Source organism: Sutterella sp. KLE1602 (genome assembly GCF_001578585.1).
Lineage (GTDB): Bacteria > Pseudomonadota > Gammaproteobacteria > Burkholderiales > Burkholderiaceae_F > Sutterella > Sutterella wadsworthensis_A.
Genome location: NZ_KQ968512.1, coordinates 11,058 through 27,995 on the forward strand (window position 1 = coordinate 11,058; position 16,938 = coordinate 27,995).

Here is a 16,938-nt window from a genome sequence, read left to right on the forward strand (position 1 = left end):
TTCAGTTTGAACGAAAAGCCTTGGCGAATAATCATATACTATATGATACTAGCGTTCATCGAAAAACACGCGGCTTATATCTCCGCCCTGACGGAGCTTTACGCCGCAATTGGGTAATTTTTCGGATGCGTCCGTCATTGTGCGCTTCTCTATCAGGAAAGCCTTCGGTCGCGCTCCGGGCATCCGCGGGTCGGGTGCTTAAACTCTCAACTGCACATGGAATTCCTTCTTGATCCGACCATCTGGGTTGGTCTTCTCACGCTTGTCGTTCTTGAAATCGTCCTCGGGATCGACAATCTCGTCTTCATTGCCATCATCGCGAAAAAGCTTCCCGCCTCACAGCAGGACAAGGCCCTCTACGTGGGCCTCGGACTTGCGCTCGCGATGCGTCTGGGCCTTCTCTCCATCATGTCGTGGCTCGTGGCCCTCACCGACCCCGTCTTCTCGGTCTGGGGACACGCGTTCTCGTTCAGGGACCTGATCCTTCTGGGCGGCGGCCTCTTCCTGCTCTTCAAGGCCACGACCGAGCTGCACGAGCGCCTCGAGGCGCTGCCGCACTCGGAAAAGCACGGCAGCGGCAGGGCCGGCTTCTGGGTCGTCATCGCCCAGATCCTGCTTCTTGACGCGGTCTTCTCGCTCGACTCCATCATCACCGCCGTCGGCATGGTCGACAACCTCTACGTGATGATGAGTGCCGTCGTGATCGCCATGATCGTGATGATTGCCGCGAGCCGTCCGCTCACGGACTTCGTCAACCGTCATCCGACGGTGGTGGTGCTCTGCCTCTCGTTCCTGCTGATGATCGGCTGCAGCCTCATCGCCGAGGGCCTCGGCTTCCACATCCCGAAGGGCTACCTCTACGCCGCGATCGCCTTCTCGATCCTCATCGAGTTCTTCAACCAGCTTGCCGCGCGCAATGCCTCGAGAAACCTCGACCGCGTGCCGTTCCGCGAGCGCACGACGGACGCCATCGTGCGCCTGATGTCTCGCCAACCGCGCAGGGATGATGAAGAGGCGACCGAGGACCGCGTCGTTCACGAGAGCTTCGGGCGCGAGGAGCGCCAGATGGTCGAGGGCGTGCTCACGCTCGCCGACCGCAACATCAAGACCATCATGACGCCGAGAAGCGAGATTGCCTGGCTCAACTCCCGCCGCAGCTTCGAGGAGAACATGAAGCGCGTGCAGGACATGCCGCACAGCAGCTTCCCCGTCTGCGACGGCACGCTCGAGAACGTGATCGGCGTCGTCAAGGCCAAGGACCTCATCGGCATGGAGCCCTCGCCCGAGGCGCTCGTGCGCTGCGCTTCCGAGCGCCAGCCGCTCACCGTGCCCGAGACGATCAACGTCATCCGGCTCATGCAGGACATCAAGAGCTCTCAGGCCTCGCTCGTGCTCGTCACCGACGAGTTCGGCGTGATCCAGGGCCTCACCACCTCCCACGACATCCTCGAGGCCATTGCGGGCGACTTCCCCGACGAGGGCGACAGGCTCTCGATCGAGGCGGTTGAAGGCGGCTGGAGCGCCGAGGGCAGCGTCGAGCTCTTCCTCGTCGAGCAGACCTGCGGCGTCGACGGCCTGATGAGCGTCGACGGCGAGTACGTGACGCTCGCGGGCCTTCTCCTCGACAGGATGGGCCGTCTCCCCGCCAAGGGTGACAGGCTTGAGGATGCGGGCCTCGTCTTCGAGGTGACCGACGTCTCGCGCCACCGCATCGAGCGAGTGAGGATTACCCGCAGCCCCGTGCCCGCCGAGGCGTAAGGGCGCCCGACACCACGCGAAAAACGCGGCTCCGTTCAGAACGGGCCGCGTTTTGCACATCCGCCTCATCCTTTCGGACTGATCCTTCCGGCCGATTGCAACCGCTTCTTGCAGGGACTCTGCGCGAGGCGACTTTCGTCATAGAATGGAAAACAGGCCGTCGGGAGCCCCTCCCTGCGGCACTTTTCAAAAGAGGTAAACATCATGGACATCGTCGAGCTTGTGCGCACGCGCTACACGACCAAACACTACGATCCGGCCCGCAGGATCAGCGACCGCGACATCGCGGACCTCATGGAGGTTCTCCGCCTGTCGCCGTCCTCCGTCAACTCCCAGCCCTGGCACTTCTTCGTGACGGGCACGGACGAAGGCAAGGCCCGCGTGATGCCGGCCGTGCTCGACTTCAACCGCCCGCGCGTGGCCGATGCGAGCCATCTTGTCGTCTTCGCGGTGCCCGTGGAGTTCACCGAGGAGCGCTTCCGCCGCCTCGTCGCCCAGGAGCTCGCCGACGGCCGCGTGACGACCGAGGATGCGGCTTCGGGTGCCGCCGATGCGGGACGCCGCCACTTCGTGGGCCTGCATCAGGTCACGCAGGAGGAGCTGCTTTCCTGGGAGACGCGTCAGGCCTACATCGCCATGGGCTTCCTGCTCTGGGCCGCCGCCGAGCGCGGCATCGACTCGACCTGCCTCGAGGGCCTCGACATGGCGAAGATGGACGAATGCCTCGGACTCGCAGAAAAGGGCCTGCGCACCGTCTGTGCCGTGAGCCTCGGCTACCGCCTGCCCGACGACAGCAACGCCGCCCGTCCGAAGTCCCGCCTGCCCATGGACGAGGTCGTGACCGTCTTCTGACGCACGGGAGTCCGCTGGGCGCGCCCGCGCCCGACCCGATCCGGTCTTTCGGCCCGCACTTTCTCCCGGAAAATGCGGGCCGAGCCGTCTTGGGCGGGAATGCGGGCGCAGGGCCTGTCTGCGCGCCTGCATTTGGTAGACTGTCACCACTTCCGGACGGCTGCGGGCCCCGCCCTGCAAGGGCCGTCCGATTCAATCAGCAATCAAGACTTCACGAGGGCTTCTCCCGATGAACAAGCCGTGCACTTTTCTTCTTTCCGCTCTGATGGCGTCCGCCGTGCTGGCGCCTGCCGCCGCTTCGGCCGCCGACAAGTCCGAGCTCGAGGTCCGCATGGAGGCGGCGCAGAAGGTGCTCGCCGACCGCTCCTACTACGAGCGCTGGTCGCCCGAGGCCGCCCTGAAGACGGTTGAGGATGCAAAGGCCGCCAATGAGGCGGGTTCGGCCAGGCAGAAGGAGATCGACGGTGCGCTCGACGTCATGAAGGACTGGTGCCACACGCGCTTCCTCGTTAACGCCTGCATCAAGGACGCGAGGGACCTGCATCACGAGCGTGAGAAGGAGATCCGTAGCGTACGCCTCAAGGCCGACGAGATGATCCGCCTCGACCGCGTCGAGCAGCGCAGGGCCCGTCAGGAAAGCCAGAAGCAGAACGTGAAGCAGCCCATGAAGCTCGGCGGCTCCACCGAGTCTCCCGAAAGCCGCAGCGAGTCGCGCGCCGAGGAGGTGAAGACCAAGCAGAGCCGCGCCGAGGAGCGCAGGGCCCTTGAGGAGGCGAACGTCCGTGCCTACGAGGAAAAGCAGGCGAGGGCCGCCAGAAAGGCGGAGGAGCGCCACGATCCCATCAGGGTGAAGAGCCGCGTGAAGGCTCCGTCAAGTCCCATTGAAGGACATCTCGGCCGTACGGCGGCTGACGTTGAGGCGGGCAGGGCCGAGGCGGCCGAGCGCATGGCTCAGGAGGACGCCAACATTGCGGCCTTCAATGCCAAGCAGGCCGAGGCGAAGAAGCGCCTTGAGGAGGCCGAGGCCACCGCCGCCGAACGCAAGGCGAGCCGCGAGGCGCGGCAGGCGAACTTCAACAAGACGCTCGAGGAGCGTCGCGCCGCACAGAAGCGCTATGAGGAGTCCAGGGAGAACAAGGACTCCGGCCTCAAGAAGTATTTCTGAGTCGAAGGAAAGAGATGGTTGCTGCTGAAATAAATCCGCGTCTCTGGGACGCCTCGACGCCGCTTGTCGAGCGAGTTGCACTCGCCTTTGATGAAAAGGGCCCGCTCACGAAGGCCGTCAAGGGCTTCTGCGTGCGCGAGGGGCAGCGCGAGTTCGCCGTCGAGGCGGCCCGCGCGGTCGAGGAGAAGACCATTCTCGTCGCCGAGGCGGGGACGGGCACGGGCAAGACCTTCGCCTATCTGACGCCCGCGCTTCTTGCAGGCGCGACCTGCGTCATCTCGACGGCAGGCAAGTCGCTTCAGGACCAGCTCTGCGCCAAGGACCTTCCCGCCCTGCGCGATGCGCTCGGCGTGCCCGTCAAGGTCGCGCTTCTCAAGGGACGCGCCAACTACGTCTGCCACTTCCGCCTCGAACTCACGGCCTCCGAAGGCAGGCTCCCCGAGCAGGACTCCTATCTGAAGCTCAGGAAGATCCAGCGCTTTGCGGCGGTCAGCCGCACGGGCGACCGAGCGGAACTCCCCGACGTGCCCGAGGACGACCGCCTCTGGCCCCTCGTGACGAGCACGCGCGAAAACTGCCTCGGCAAGGACCGCTGTCCGAACTACGACGACTGCTTCGTCAAGAAGGCCCGCGAGGACGCCATGCAGAGTCAGGTCGTCGTGGTGAACCACCATCTCTATCTGAGCTCGATGGCCCTCAAGCGCGAGTCCGATGCGATCGACGGCATGCTGCCGCAGGCGGCACTCACGGTGATCGACGAGGCGCACCAGCTGCCCGGCATCGCCTCGAGCTTCTTCGGCACGAGCTTCTCGACCTATGACGTCGAGAACGTCTCGATGGAGGCCCGCAGGCTCGGCCGCACGAAGTGCAACGACGGCGCCGAGTGGGAGATCCTCTACGACCGCGTGCTCAAGGCGGGGCGCGAGTTCAGGCTCGACGCCCAGCGCATCGGTCTTGCCGAGGGCGAGAGGCTCGATGTCGACGAGATCGAGGGTTTCGGCGAGCTTTATCCTGGCTTCGAGCGCCTGCGCGCGGCCTTTGCGGCCATGGGCGAGGCGATGAGGGCCAATGAGGGCCGCGACAATGAGCTCGACACGCTCGCCGAGCGTCATGCCGAGCTCATGGAACAGATGGAGGCTTGGACGGCCATCTTCGTGAAGTGCCGCAACGGTGCGGCCGATGAGGCTTCCGAGGGTGAAGCCGCCGGAGATGCCGAGGTTGGGGGAGAAGCAGGGCCCGAAGCGGGTGCGGCTTCCGGAGCGGACGCAGAGGTGCGCTGGCTCGAGGTGAGCCAGCACGGCATCCGCTTCAACCTGACGCCGCTTTCCTTTGCGGAGGAATTTCGCGAGATGCGAGAGCGCGAGGGCGGCGCCTGGGTCTTCACGTCGGCCACGCTTTCGAGCGCGGGCAGGTTCGACCTCTTCAAGCAGAGGCTCGGCATCGGCGAATGCGTCGAGCGCACGTGGGAGAGCCCCTTCAACTACTGGGAACAGGGGTGCTTCTATCTGCCGCAGATGCCGCCGCCCGCGAACAACACGGCGGTGCACACGCACAACGTCATTGAAAAGGTCTGGCCGCTCATCAACGCGGCGGGCGGACGCACGTTCGTTCTCTGCACGTCGCTCGCGGCCGTGAGGGCCGCGGCGGACGAGCTTCAGGCGAGGCTCGAGGCCAACGGGAATCCCTATCCGCTCTTCGTTCAGGGCGACGGTCCCAAAATGCGCCTCATCGAAGAGTTCAGGGCGCACGGCAACGCCGTGCTTGTGGGCTCGATGAGTTTCTGGGAGGGGGTCGACGTCAAGGGTGAGGCGCTTTCGCTCGTCGTGATCGACAAGATTCCCTTCGCGCCGCCCAACGATCCCGTGATGATGGCGCGAAGTTGCGCCGTCGAGGCTTCGGGCAGGCGTCCCTTCGACGAGATCACGCTGCCCGAGGCGGTCATCACGCTCAAGCAGGGTGCGGGACGCCTCATCCGCTCGGAAGGCGACAGGGGCATGCTCGTCATCTGCGACCCTCGCATCCTCAACAAGGGCTACGGCAAGGTCGTGCGCGACAGCCTGCCCGACTTCTACTGCACGCGCAGGGAGGAGAAGGCGCTAGAGTTCTTCCTCAATCCCGAGCGCTTCAGAGAAGGTCTTTACCGAGGCTGAGCGTCGCGGACGAACTTCGCAACCGTCTCGACGTGGAGTGCGCCCGGGAAGAGGTCCACGGGCGCGAGCCTCTCGATGCGCCAGCCGAGCTCGATGAACTTTGCCGCATCGCGCGCGAAGGTCTTCGGGTTGCAGGAGACGTAGACGAATCGCGTGAGCGGCAGGGCCGTCAGCATGGCGGGCACCGTCTCCTCGAGCCCCTTGAAGGCGGGGTCGAGAATGGCCGCGGCGGGCCTGATGCCCGAGGCGATGAGACGGGGCAGCTCGTCCTCGACCGCACCCGCGTGGAAGACGGCGTTTTCGATGCCGTTTCGCTTGGCGTTGAGTTTGGCGCGCTCGATCGAGGCGGCGACGATGTCGACGCCCACGGCCTTCGCGCAGGTGCGGGCGGCAAGGAGCGTCATCGTGCCCACGCCGCAGTAGAGGTCGAGCAGGACCTCGTCCTTTTCGGGCGCAACCCACTCAAGCGCCATGGCGTAGAGCCTCTCCGTCTGTCCCGGATTGACCTGCAGGAAGGTTTCGGGACGCACCGCAAAGCGCAGCCCCCCGATCGTCGTTTCGATGCCGTCCGTGCCCGCAACGTGCAGGCTGTGGCGTCCGAGCACCGCATTGCCGGGCGTCGGGTGCAGGTTGAGGAAGACGCTCGTGATGCCTTCCTCCATGAGCTTCTTCGCAAGCTTCCCGACAAAGATCCTGACTTCGGGCGTCTCGCCGTGCACGCAGAGCGTGAAGAGGCGCTGCGGCTTCTCTGAATCCACGCCGTCCCTCATGACGATCGTGCGCACGTCGCCCTCGCGGTGCGATTCGTTCCAGGGAGAGAGGTCCGAGAGCGAGAGCATGCGGGCCGCGGTTTCGGCGGCCTTGGCCATCCACTCGGGCGTCTGCGGGCAGAAGCAGGATTCGGGCACGGGAAAGTGCGAGCCCTGAGCATACATCGCGAAGTACCAGCGTCCCTCGGGATCGACGCCCGGATAGAGCACGGCCTTGTTGCGAAAGCCCTGCGTGAACGCCTCGGCGTCGTGCGGCGCCTCGACGAGGGGCAGGGGCTCGGGGGCTTCGACGCCCGATTCGGCGAGCGCCCTTTCGAGCAGTCCGCGCTTGACGACGGCCTGGCCCTCTGGAGTGAGGCTGCCGAGCGCGCAGCCGCCGCAGGCGGGCCTGGCCACATGGGCGGGACACGGGGAGGCGGCCCACCAGGGGCTCTTCCGGGTGATCTTCACGTACTGGGCGACGCTCGATCGCGTGCCGCGTGCGGGCGGATCGACCTCCGCGGTGACCTCGTCGCCGGGGAGCGCCCCCGGCACGAAGACGCGGAGTCCGTCCTCGTAGGCGATGCCTGCGCCCGTCGAGGCGATGTCGGTGATGGTGAGATGCCTGGTCGTCATCGGAGGAGAATGCGTTGTCAGAAGAAGAATTCGGGGAACTTCGGAGCCTCGCAGGCGGGGCGGATGCGCTCGCGCACCTGGGCCATGGCGGCTCGGACGGGCTCGGGGAAGTTGCGGTGGCTGTCGGGGCAGGCGTCGATGCAGGCGCGGCAGCCGATGCACTGCGAGGGATCCTTCACGCGCATGCTGAAGGGATCGATGATGTCCATCGGGCAGACCTCGGCACAGCGGCCGCACATGCGGCAGACAGGGTCGGGCATGGGCACGAAGCCGGTCTTCGGATAGGGACGGAGCTCCCCTTCGCCCGGAAATTCGGGGGCGAACCTCGCCGTGCCGTCCCTGAGCGCCTCGAACACCCTGCGTGCGAAGTCGCCCGCTGAGAAGCGGTCGGCTTCGTTGGGACGGCCTGCACCGAACTCGGGGAACTGGCTGTGCTCGACGGGGAAGGCCGCGCCTGCGGGCACGACGAAGCCCGCGGCGCGAAGCACGGCTGCGAGCTCGCGGAGCGTGTCCTCATGCGCGCGGCAGCCGTAGGCGGCGACGGGCACTGCAGCCGCACCGTTGCCCGTCCACTTGGCGAGGGACTGCATCGGAAGGGGCACGCGGCCGAAGTAGACGGGTACGCCCAGAAAGACGAGATCGCCTTTGCCGAAGGTGCGGGCCTCCTCGCGTTCCCAGCGGTCGGTGAGGTCGAGCTCCTCGACGGGAAGGGCGGTGCCTGCAAGGCCCTGGGCGATCATGCTCATAAGGCGGCGGGTGCGGCCCGTCGGGGAGAAACGGGCGACGATGATGCGGTTGGGGGACATGGTTCTGATTCCTCTGCGTGAGGCTCCCGCACAGGGGGCGAGAGCCGGCGTCCGTCCCGTGGTGCGAAGGATCAGAGGACGAGAAGCGCCGTACTGCACACAATGATAGCCAAGACGGCGGGTGCGCACGCACGGAGAAGTCCCGAGGTGAGACCTTTGCGGAAGGCGATGGCCTCGTCGGGCGGCAGACCTGCCGAGCGGGCTGAAAGCTCCTGCCGGAGTACGAGGAGGACCATGAGATAGAGGGCGCCGAGGACGATGACGATGCTCGCGGCGTTTCGAAGTGAGGAGGCCCCGTCGACGACGAGGCCCGAAATCATGGCGGCGCCGAGCGCGAGGCACAGGGTGCCGATCCAGAGCGACCTGTGTGCGCGGTACTCCTGTGCGAGCACCGCGTACACGAGACGGCGTGCGGAATCCTCGGTCATCAGAGGCTGCCGCCGGCGACGACAAGCACGAAGAGCGGGCTGACGACGCCGATCATGATGCGGATGAACCAGAGGCCTGACTCGGAGACGGGGCGGGCGGCCGTGAGCTCGCGCTTCATCGTGGGCCATGCCACCCAGGCGGCAGCGATGGCGATGCCGAAGGTTGAGAGCGGCATGCCGACGTTGGACGTGACGTAGTCGAGGATGTCGAAGATCGTCCTGTTGAAGAATTTGACGTCGCTCCAGACGCCGAAAGAGAGTGTGGAGGCAAGGCCCACGACCGTGCAGCTCGCGACGGTGAGCAGGATGGCCGGCGTGCGGCGCATGTTGAACTGGCGGGTGAGGAGCGCCGTACAGGCTTCGAGCATCGAGACGGACGAGGTGAGGGCCGCAACGACGAGACAGACGTAGAACATGACGGCGAAGAGCTGGCCGAGCGGCATCTTCGAGAAGACGGCGGGCATCGTCACGAAGGTGAGGCCGGGGCCGGCGCTCGGGTCAAGACCGAAGGCGAAGACGGCGGGGAGCACCATTAGACCGCCGAGAATCGAGGACATGATGGCGAGGACGGCGACCCATCCCACTGCGCCCGGAAGGTCGGCCTTGGGACTCAGGTAGGAGCCGTAGGTGATCATCGTGCCGGCGCCGAGCGAGAGCGAGAAGAAGCAGAAGCCCATCGCGTTGAAGAGCGCGGAGGCGTTGAAGTCCTCCCAGCGGGGCGCGAAGAGGTACTCGAGGCCGGCGAGGCCGCCAGGCAGCGTGAGGCCGCGCACGATGATGATGAGCATCAGGATGAAGAGCGCGGGCATGAGCACCTTGGCGACGCGTTCGATGCCGCCCTGAATGCCGCGGAGCACGACGACGGACGTGATGCCGAGGAAGATCATCATGTAGAGGAAGCTCATCGAACCGTCGGAGACGAAGGCGCCGAAGTGCGTGCCGAGGAGTTCGGGATCGCTGATGAGGCCGCGGCCGATGACGGCGTCGACCATGTACTTGATGCACCAGCCGCCCACGCCCGAGTAAAACGAGAGGATCAGGAAGACCGTGAAGACGCCGACGCCGCCGAAGAAGCCCCAGCCCCTGCCGCAGACCTTGGTGAGCGAGGCCATCGGGCCCTCGCGTCCGGCGCGGCCCATGGCGAATTCGGCCACGAGCAGCGAGATGCCGACGGTGAAGGTGAAGAAGATGTAGGGCAGCATGAAGACGGAGCCGCCGTTCGTGCCCGCCATGTACGGGAACTTCCAGATGGCGCCGAGGCCGACGGCCGAGCCTGCGCTTGCAAGAATGAAGCCGAGGCGGGAGCCCCAGCTTGTGGTGGTTTGGTTTTCAGACATTGGGTTGGACTCCGATCTTGTGCTTTTTGCCCGCCGTTCGCATCGGGTGGCCTGACGGCGGGGAATTTATTGGAATGAGGTCAAATGGACTCAGAAGACGCCGAGGCCCTTGAGCATCACGACGAGGATGAGGATCGGTGCGAAGATGCCGGCCATCACGCGGTAGCTCTTGAGGAAGAAGCCGGAGACGGGCTTGACGAGCGAGAGCTGGTTCACGGTCGTGGGCCAGGCGAGCCAGGCCGTGACGATGGCGATGCCGATCACGCCGATCGGCATGCCGATGTTGGACGTGAGGTAGTCGAAGAAGTCGAAGAAGCTCTTGCCGAAGATCGTCACGTGCGAGAGCGTGCCGAAGCTGAGCGCGCAGAGCGTGCCGAGAACGGCGAGGATCGAGCCCGTGATCGTGACGCCGGCGGGGCGGCTGATGTTGAACTCGTCGTGGAGGAACTGCACGGACATCTCCAGAATCGAGATCGAGGACGTGAGGGCCGCAACGAAGAGGCACACGTAGAAGGTGATCGCGAAGAAGTGGCCGAACGGGAGCTGCGCGAAGACGGCGGGCATCGTCGCGAAGGTGAGGCCGGGGCCAGCGTCGGGCGAGAGGCCGAAGGCGAAGACGGCGGGCATGATCATCAGACCGCCGAGAATGGCCGAGAGAATCGCGAGGAAGACGATCCAGGAGACGGACGACGGAAGGTGAACGCGGTCGCTGAGGTAGCTGCCGTAGTTCATCTGGGAGCCCGAGCCCACGGAGAGCGAGAAGAAGGCGAAGCCCATCGCGTTGAGCAGCGACTCGCCCGTGAAGGCGGAGAGGTCGGGCTTGAAGAGGAATTCGACTCCCTTCATGGCGCCGGGGAGCATGAGGCCGCGCACGATGAGGATGAGCATCATGAAGAAGAGGAGCGGCATCAGGACCTTGGAGACGCGCTCGATGCCCTTTTCAACGCCGAAGTAGACGACGAAGGCGGTGGCGCCGAGGAAGGTGAGGTGCGAGAGCACGGGGGCGACGTCGGAGGAGGCGAAGGACTCGAAGGCGCCGCGCATCATGGACGGATCGTTGATGATGCCGTTGCCCATGAAGGCCTGAATCATGTAGTAGACGCACCAGCCGCCCACCACGGAGTAGAAGGCGAGCACGAGGAAGCCCGTGAGCACGGAGATGTATCCGATGATGCCCGTGAAGGGGCCGCCGAGCCTTCGGAAGGCGCCTGCGGCGCCTGCGCGTACCGAGCGGCCCATGCACATCTCGCCGATGAGAAGCGTGAGGCCGATCGTTACGGTGAAGAAGATGTAGGGGAGCATGAAGATGGAGCCGCCGTTCGTGCCAGCCATGTAGGGAAACTTCCAAATGGCACCGAGACCGACGGCGGAGCCTGCGCTCGCGAGAATAAACCCCAGGCGGGACCCCCATACTGAACGTTCTGTCATTTTTTTTGCTTGTATTTCTAATGGTCAAGGCGGTTCGGCTTTCTGGAGCCGGACCGCCGCGGGTTGTGTTTGGGTGCGGTGTCGCCGCGGGCCGTCAGACAAGGCCCGAGACGAGCACCACAAGCACGAGGACCGGAGAGAAGCCGATCATCATGAGGCGGAGGAACTTCACGGCGCCCTCGGAGAGAGAGGTGTTTCGCGTGATGTTCTCGCGGATCTGCGGCCAGCATCTGACGCCTGCGAGCCACAGGATGATCAGGCCGCCCACGGGCAGGGAGATGTTGCTCGTGAAGAAGTCGAAGAGGTCGAAGATCGTCTTGCCGCCGAAGAAGGTGACGTCGGAGAGCTTGCCGAACGAGAGGCAGGGCAGGGCGCCGACGACGGCGAGCGCGAGCGTGGAGAGCATGGCCGCGCCCGCACGCTTCATCTTGTGCTCGTCGACGAGGAAGGCGACGACGATCTCGATCATCGAGACGGACGACGTGATGGCCGCCACCGCGATGCACAGGTAGAAGATCACGGCGAAGACCTGACCGAACGGAAGCTGCGCGAAGACGGCGGGCATCGTGATGAAGGTGAGGCCGGGACCTGCGGACGGGTCGAGTCCGAAGGCGAAGACGCTCGGCATGATCATCAGGCCGCCGAGAATGGAGGCGATGACCGCAAGGAACGTGATCCAGAGGCAGCCGTTGACGAGGTTCGAGTTCTGATCAAGGTACGAGCCGTAGGTGAGCATGCACCCGCAACCCACGCACAGCGAGAAGAAAGTGAAGCCCATGGCCTGCAGCAGGGCGCTCCAGGTGAAGGCGTCGGGATCGAACTTGAAGAGGAACTCAAGGCCGCCTATGGCGCCGGGGAGCATCAGGCCGCGCACGATGAGCACGAGCATCATCACGAAGAGGAGCGGCATCAGGAACTTGGAGATGCGCTCGATGCCCTTCGTGACGTCGAGCGCCACGATGAGGCCGTTGAGCAGCAGGAAGAGCCACTGGAAGCCGAGTGCCTGGACGGGATCGGAGACGAAGCTGCCGAAGTGCTTGCCGAGCTCGGCCTGGTCGGTGATGAGGCCCGAGCCCGTGGCCGCTTCGGCGAAGTAGGCGAGCGTCCACCCTCCGATGGCCGAATAGAAGCACAGGACGAGGAAGCCCGTGAGAACGCCGAGATAGCCTGCGGGCACCCAGGCGCGGCCCGCGAGGTTGCGGTAGGCCGTCACGATGCCGCCGCGGCCCGCACGGCCGAGCGCCACTTCGGCGATCAGCAGGGCGGCGCCCACGGTGAAGGTCATGAGGATGTAGGGGAAGAGAAAGGCGCTGCCGCCGTTCGTGCCCGCCATGTAGGGGAACTTCCAGATGGCCCCCAGACCCACGGCAGCACCGGCGCTGGCGAGCACGAAGCCGATTCGGCTCGTCCAGGTCTTTCGCTGTTCTCCGGACATAAGTACACTCCTTGATCCGCAGTCCGCCCCATCGGGAGGCGCGCGGAAGGCAGAGGCGGTCTTGATGCCGCCTGATTGACTCTTTTATGCGACAGGTCCTTCGGAAGCGGTGTCCCGGTTGCAGTTTGCTCATGAGGCTTCTGCTGCTTTTTTGGGCGGACGACGCGCGTGAGGACTTTGCCTGACTGTAAGAATCGTAACAGGTCGGACGGGTTTGCAACTAGGGAAAAAGGCTAAGGTGTCGCCGATGGGATCAAACGGCGGGCAGAGAAAGCGGCGTTTTCGGAGCGGCGCAGGCTCGAAAAACGCAGGGCGCGGGCGCGCCCTTCAGGTCCGCAGGCGGAAAAACCGGGGATGCTCCTCAATAAATCGTTGCAAACGTGCCTGCGAAAGGGTATCGCTGGAACTCATAATGAAAGAAACGGCATTCGCTGCCGTGACTCAACAAGGAGAACCTCGAATGAAGAAGACCGTTCTTGCCCTCAGCGCAGCCGCCGTCTGCGTCGCATCAGCCGCTCCCGTCCTCGCCGAAGGGCAGAATCCGATGACGGCGCCCGTCCAGATCTCGATGCAGGGCGAGGCGAGCATGACCGTCGCCAACGACGAGGCCGTCATTCTCTTTTCGGCCGAAAGCCGCAGGCCCGATGCGGTCTCGGCCTCGAACGATGCGGCCAAGCGCGGCAACGCGGCGATCGAGGCGCTCAAGCGCTTCAGCGACAAGATCGACGTCGGGACGACGGGGCTCTCGACCAATCCCGTCTATACCCGTGCCAAGGAAGGCGAGGTTTCCGAGATCGGAGCCTGGGAGGCCCGCGAGACCCTGCGCGTTACGGTGCGTGACGTGAGCGTCGTCTCGGACGTGCTCGCCGCCGTCGTCGGCCACATGAACTACGAGGGCATCACCTTCCGCGTCTCCGACAAGGCCGAGCGCGCCCAGCGAGACGAGCTCCTCAAGGCCGCCGTAGCCGATGCGCTCCGGCAGGCGGGAATCGTTGCTGAGTCGATCGGCCGCAAGTCCTCCGACGTGAGCGTCGCCTCGGTGCGCATCGGGTCGCACAGCGCGGGCGGCCCTCGCTACTACGCGGCCCCCATGATGAAGGCCGAGCGCGCCTCGGCAAACGTTGCGCCTGCAGTGAGCGCAGGCACGACCGAGGTATCGCTCACCGTGACGGTCGAGGCCCGGTTGCCCCGCTGAGCCGGGTTCGTCTCAAGCCCCTGAATCTCCGTGCCGGACGCCCGAAGGGGCGGCCGGCGCCGTCGTTCAGCCGAAATCCGCGCACAAGGCGGCTTTTTTCATTAAAATGGGCGCACTTTCCACAAGCTCTCTCCGGAGATCGAATTGAACTCGCGAATCTATCCGCATCCCTTCTTCGCCCGTGAAGGGCGCCCCTTCATCATCGGCACGTTCGCCGTCACGGCCGTGCTCTGGCTTCTCGACTGGAACTTCCTCGCCTTCCTCTCGCTCGTCCTCTTTGTCTTTTGCGTTCAGTTCTTCCGCGATCCGGCCCGTGAACTTCCCACCGATCCGAAGGCCGTGCTGAGCCCGGTCGACGGCCGCGTCTGCAAGGTCCAGAAAGCTCAGGATCCTCTTACCGGCGAGGATGCGATGATGATTTCGATCTTCATGAACGTCTTCAACGTCCACAGCCAGAAGTCCCCCGTCGCTGGTCGCGTCGAGGAGATCGTCTACAAGCCCGGTCTCTTCCTCAACGCCGATCTTGACAAGGCTTCGACTCATAACGAGCGCAACGCCGTTCGCGTCACGACTGACGAGGGGCGAAGCGTGACCTTCGTCCAAGTGGCCGGCCTTGTTGCCCGTCGCATCCTCTGCTATGCCAAGGTGGGCGAACGTCTCGAAAAGGGCGAGCGCTATGGCTTCATCCGTTTCGGCTCTCGCGTTGACGTCTATCTGCCGCTCGACGCCGAGATCACCGTTTCGATCGGCGACAAGGTCACTGGCGTGATGTCCACGATCGCCCGTCTCTGATCAGCCAGGAACGTGAACCACTGACAATCTTCCAAAAGAGCCCGTTCGACAGCGAACGGGCTCTTTTGGTTTGCTTGGCATGGGCACGCCCAATGAGCACGAACACCAAACGCAATTCTCGTAAGAAGTCCACCAATCCCCTCGATAACCACATCGAACAGTACGTTTCCGAGCTTCGAACATCGGGCCGCTCCCTGGGTCCCGAAGCCTTCTCCGAGGCCGTACGTACCTTCTCCCAGCGCTTTGTCGAAGCCATGTTGCAGGGAGAAATGGATGCACATCTCACCGGCTGTCAGCCCACCGAAGCGCCTCCTGAAGAAGTTGATGCTGACGAGCTTCTCCAGGTCCCCAACAAGCGCAACGGCTTTAGTCACAAGACCCTCAAGACCGAGTATGGTCCTCTGCCACTGAGCGTTCTGCGCGATCGCAAAAACACTTTCGACCCAATCATCGTGCCCAAGCACAGCCGGTCGTTCGGCAAAATGGACGAGCAGATCATCGCCATGTACGCCAGAGGCATGAGCACCCGTGACATCCAGGCTTCATCGACAATCTCTACGGTGTGGACATCAGCCCCGACTACGTCAGCAAGGTTACCGACAGGGTGCTTGAAGACGTCCAGGAGTGGCAGAATCGCCCGCTCGCAAGTGTGTATCCGGTCGCTTTCTTTGACGCCCTCCGAGTCAAAATCCGCAGTGGCGCAGCTGTAAAGAACATGGCCGTTCATCTCGGGATTGGGGTGCGAACAGACGGTACGCGTGAGGTTCTGGGCATGTGGATCGCCGAGAATGAGGGTGCAAGCTTCTGGGTGACCGTCTTTAATAGGGGCTGAAGGCCCGAGGCGTTGAGGACATTCTCATCGCCGTTACGGATGGCCTGAAGGGCATGACTGAAGCTATAGAGGTCGTCTATCCACAGCCCCTCCATCAGACCTGCATCGTTCACCTTATTCGCGCCGACATCATTCGTTTCTCAGAAGGACAGAGCGGCCGTGTGCAAGGAGCTCAAGCCCATCTATCAAGCAGCGGATGCCGACGCTGCAGAACGTGCTCTGGAGCGTTTTAGGAATACGACCATGGGCAAAAAGTACCCTGCCATCATCCAAATCTGGGAACGGGCCTGGGCACAGGTGATCCCGTTCTTCCAGTTCGCGCCTGAGATCCGTACGCAGATCTATACGATCAATTCGATTGAAGGGCTCAACCGAGCTGTCCGGAAGGTAATCAAGACGCGCACTCTGTTCCCCAATGAAGAGGCTGCCAAGAAGCTGATCTATCTGGCCATCATGAATTTCACGGCCTCCTGGAAACGTGCTACGCCCAAGTGGTCTGCTGCCATGCCCCAGTTCGCTCTGCTGTTTGGTGAGCGGTTTACTGGTGTCATGGAGTAAGCTAACGCGCCTGCCGCTTCGCGGCGCGCGATAGTGGGGGCTAAGGAGGATCCTCCCGCGCTCCGCGCGGGCCCCTCCACCATATCCCCTGCTATCGCATCAGGTCTGGCAGACTACATCACAAAAAGGAAAGGGCAGCCTCGTTGGGCTGCCCCTGGAATAACCTCCCCAGACACAGCAATCCTGACACTCCCCGGAAGCGAAGCAAAGAGGTGTCAGAAACGGTGGTTCGCCCAGAAGGCACTCGACAGAAGAGCCGCGCGGCTACGTCGCTCGTCAGGTACACCTCCATTTGGAGGTCCGAATAATTGAGAGAAATCTGCAGGAGGTGGAGGCGGACCATCATCTCCAATCGCATGTACGGACGTCCAGCCTGAACTGCGAGCCCGTTCTTCTTGTGGGAGAAGGGCAAGCACAGTTTAACGAGCTCATCAACCACATCATCCGTCAGCCGATCCATGGCATGAATTCGAGGATCAGCATGGGACCGGCGATACTCGATGTATTTGTCGGCCTCTATGTCAGCGAAGCTGAATTGATAGCTGAAAATCTCTTCTATAGCCACCATCAACTATTCATGTTGTAATAATAGTATTCTGCTATTTTTAGAGAAAAACAAGCGCCGTTATCTATGTTCGAAAAAGCCGAACGAACATTTTTGTTTCGCTCGGCTGTCCGTAGGGGGTATTTGAAGAGCTTCCAAAACGCATGAGGCACCTCGCTAAAGTGAGGAGATGTAAACAATAATGTCGGCAAAAACACTCTACAGATATAGTAAATCTTAATGGAATCAGGATTTTTCCTACAAGTCCTTGCA

General features: G+C 63.4%; 13 protein-coding genes and 1 pseudogene. 7 read left to right on the plus strand and 7 right to left on the minus strand.

From position 1 onward, the window contains the following. Positions 1 to 216 precede the first annotated feature (216 nt). The 4 genes from HMPREF3036_RS03270 to HMPREF3036_RS03285 all read left to right on the plus strand — a co-directional run bounded on the left by HMPREF3036_RS03270 (position 217) and on the right by HMPREF3036_RS03285 (position 5,925). Positions 217 to 1,758, plus strand: a complete 1,542-nt coding sequence (locus tag HMPREF3036_RS03270) for a TerC family protein (protein WP_062331496.1) — start codon at positions 217 to 219, stop codon at positions 1,756 to 1,758. Between the two features lie 204 nt (positions 1,759 to 1,962). Then, entirely contained in the window at positions 1,963 to 2,610 is a 648-nt protein-coding gene (locus tag HMPREF3036_RS03275) for a nitroreductase family protein (protein WP_062331499.1), read from the plus strand. Between the two features lie 229 nt (positions 2,611 to 2,839). Beyond that, entirely contained in the window at positions 2,840 to 3,775 is a 936-nt protein-coding gene (locus tag HMPREF3036_RS03280; protein WP_062331502.1) for a hypothetical protein, read from the plus strand. 14 nt (positions 3,776 to 3,789) lie between these two features. Beyond that, positions 3,790 to 5,925 carry an ATP-dependent DNA helicase gene (locus tag HMPREF3036_RS03285; RefSeq protein ID WP_062331504.1) on the plus strand — a complete coding sequence of 712 codons (2,136 nt, stop codon included), beginning with the start codon at positions 3,790 to 3,792 and terminating at the stop codon, positions 5,923 to 5,925. Here HMPREF3036_RS03285 and rlmD read toward each other — a convergent pair. From rlmD to HMPREF3036_RS03315, 6 genes are all read right to left on the minus strand, one after another. Beyond that, entirely contained in the window at positions 5,913 to 7,310 is a 1,398-nt protein-coding gene (gene rlmD, locus HMPREF3036_RS03290; RefSeq protein WP_062331507.1) for a 23S rRNA (uracil(1939)-C(5))-methyltransferase RlmD, read from the minus strand. The genes HMPREF3036_RS03285 and rlmD overlap by 13 nt on opposite strands. 17 nt (positions 7,311 to 7,327) lie before the next feature. Further along, positions 7,328 to 8,116 (minus strand): 4Fe-4S binding protein, encoded by a 789-nt coding sequence (locus HMPREF3036_RS03295; protein WP_062331510.1) that lies wholly within the window; start codon positions 8,114 to 8,116, stop codon positions 7,328 to 7,330. A gap of 71 nt (positions 8,117 to 8,187) precedes the next feature. After that, positions 8,188 to 8,544, minus strand: coding sequence for a hypothetical protein (locus HMPREF3036_RS03300; protein WP_005433157.1), 357 nt, complete (start codon positions 8,542 to 8,544; stop codon positions 8,188 to 8,190). Then, a complete protein-coding gene (locus tag HMPREF3036_RS03305) occupies positions 8,544 to 9,881 on the minus strand; it encodes a sodium-dependent transporter (RefSeq protein WP_005433155.1) in 1,338 nt (445 codons plus the stop codon). Before HMPREF3036_RS03305 ends, HMPREF3036_RS03300 begins: the two co-directional genes overlap by 1 nt. Before the next feature lie 90 nt (positions 9,882 to 9,971). Next, on the minus strand, positions 9,972 to 11,309 hold the full coding sequence (locus HMPREF3036_RS03310) for a sodium-dependent transporter (RefSeq protein ID WP_062331513.1): 1,338 nt from the start codon (positions 11,307 to 11,309) through the stop codon (positions 9,972 to 9,974). A 94-nt stretch (positions 11,310 to 11,403) separates the two neighbouring features. After that, positions 11,404 to 12,744, minus strand: a complete 1,341-nt coding sequence (locus tag HMPREF3036_RS03315; protein ID WP_005433151.1) for a sodium-dependent transporter — start codon at positions 12,742 to 12,744, stop codon at positions 11,404 to 11,406. A 460-nt stretch (positions 12,745 to 13,204) separates the two neighbouring features. Between HMPREF3036_RS03315 and HMPREF3036_RS03320 the strand changes: the two genes are divergently transcribed. The 3 genes and pseudogenes from HMPREF3036_RS03320 to HMPREF3036_RS11490 all read left to right on the plus strand — a co-directional run bounded on the left by HMPREF3036_RS03320 (position 13,205) and on the right by HMPREF3036_RS11490 (position 16,121). After that, a complete protein-coding gene (locus HMPREF3036_RS03320; protein WP_062331516.1) occupies positions 13,205 to 13,939 on the plus strand; it encodes an SIMPL domain-containing protein in 735 nt (244 codons plus the stop codon). A gap of 144 nt (positions 13,940 to 14,083) precedes the next feature. Next, positions 14,084 to 14,731: a phosphatidylserine decarboxylase gene (locus HMPREF3036_RS03325; RefSeq protein WP_005433148.1), complete on the plus strand. Its 648-nt coding sequence runs from the start codon at positions 14,084 to 14,086 to the stop codon at positions 14,729 to 14,731. Positions 14,732 to 14,823: 92 nt separating this feature from the next. Then, a pseudogene (locus tag HMPREF3036_RS11490) lies at positions 14,824 to 16,121 on the plus strand (IS256 family transposase). 118 nt (positions 16,122 to 16,239) lie between these two features. Here HMPREF3036_RS11490 and HMPREF3036_RS12050 read toward each other — a convergent pair. Next, positions 16,240 to 16,689, minus strand: coding sequence for a transposase (locus tag HMPREF3036_RS12050; RefSeq protein WP_062331528.1), 450 nt, complete (start codon positions 16,687 to 16,689; stop codon positions 16,240 to 16,242). Positions 16,690 to 16,938: the final 249 nt, after the last annotated feature.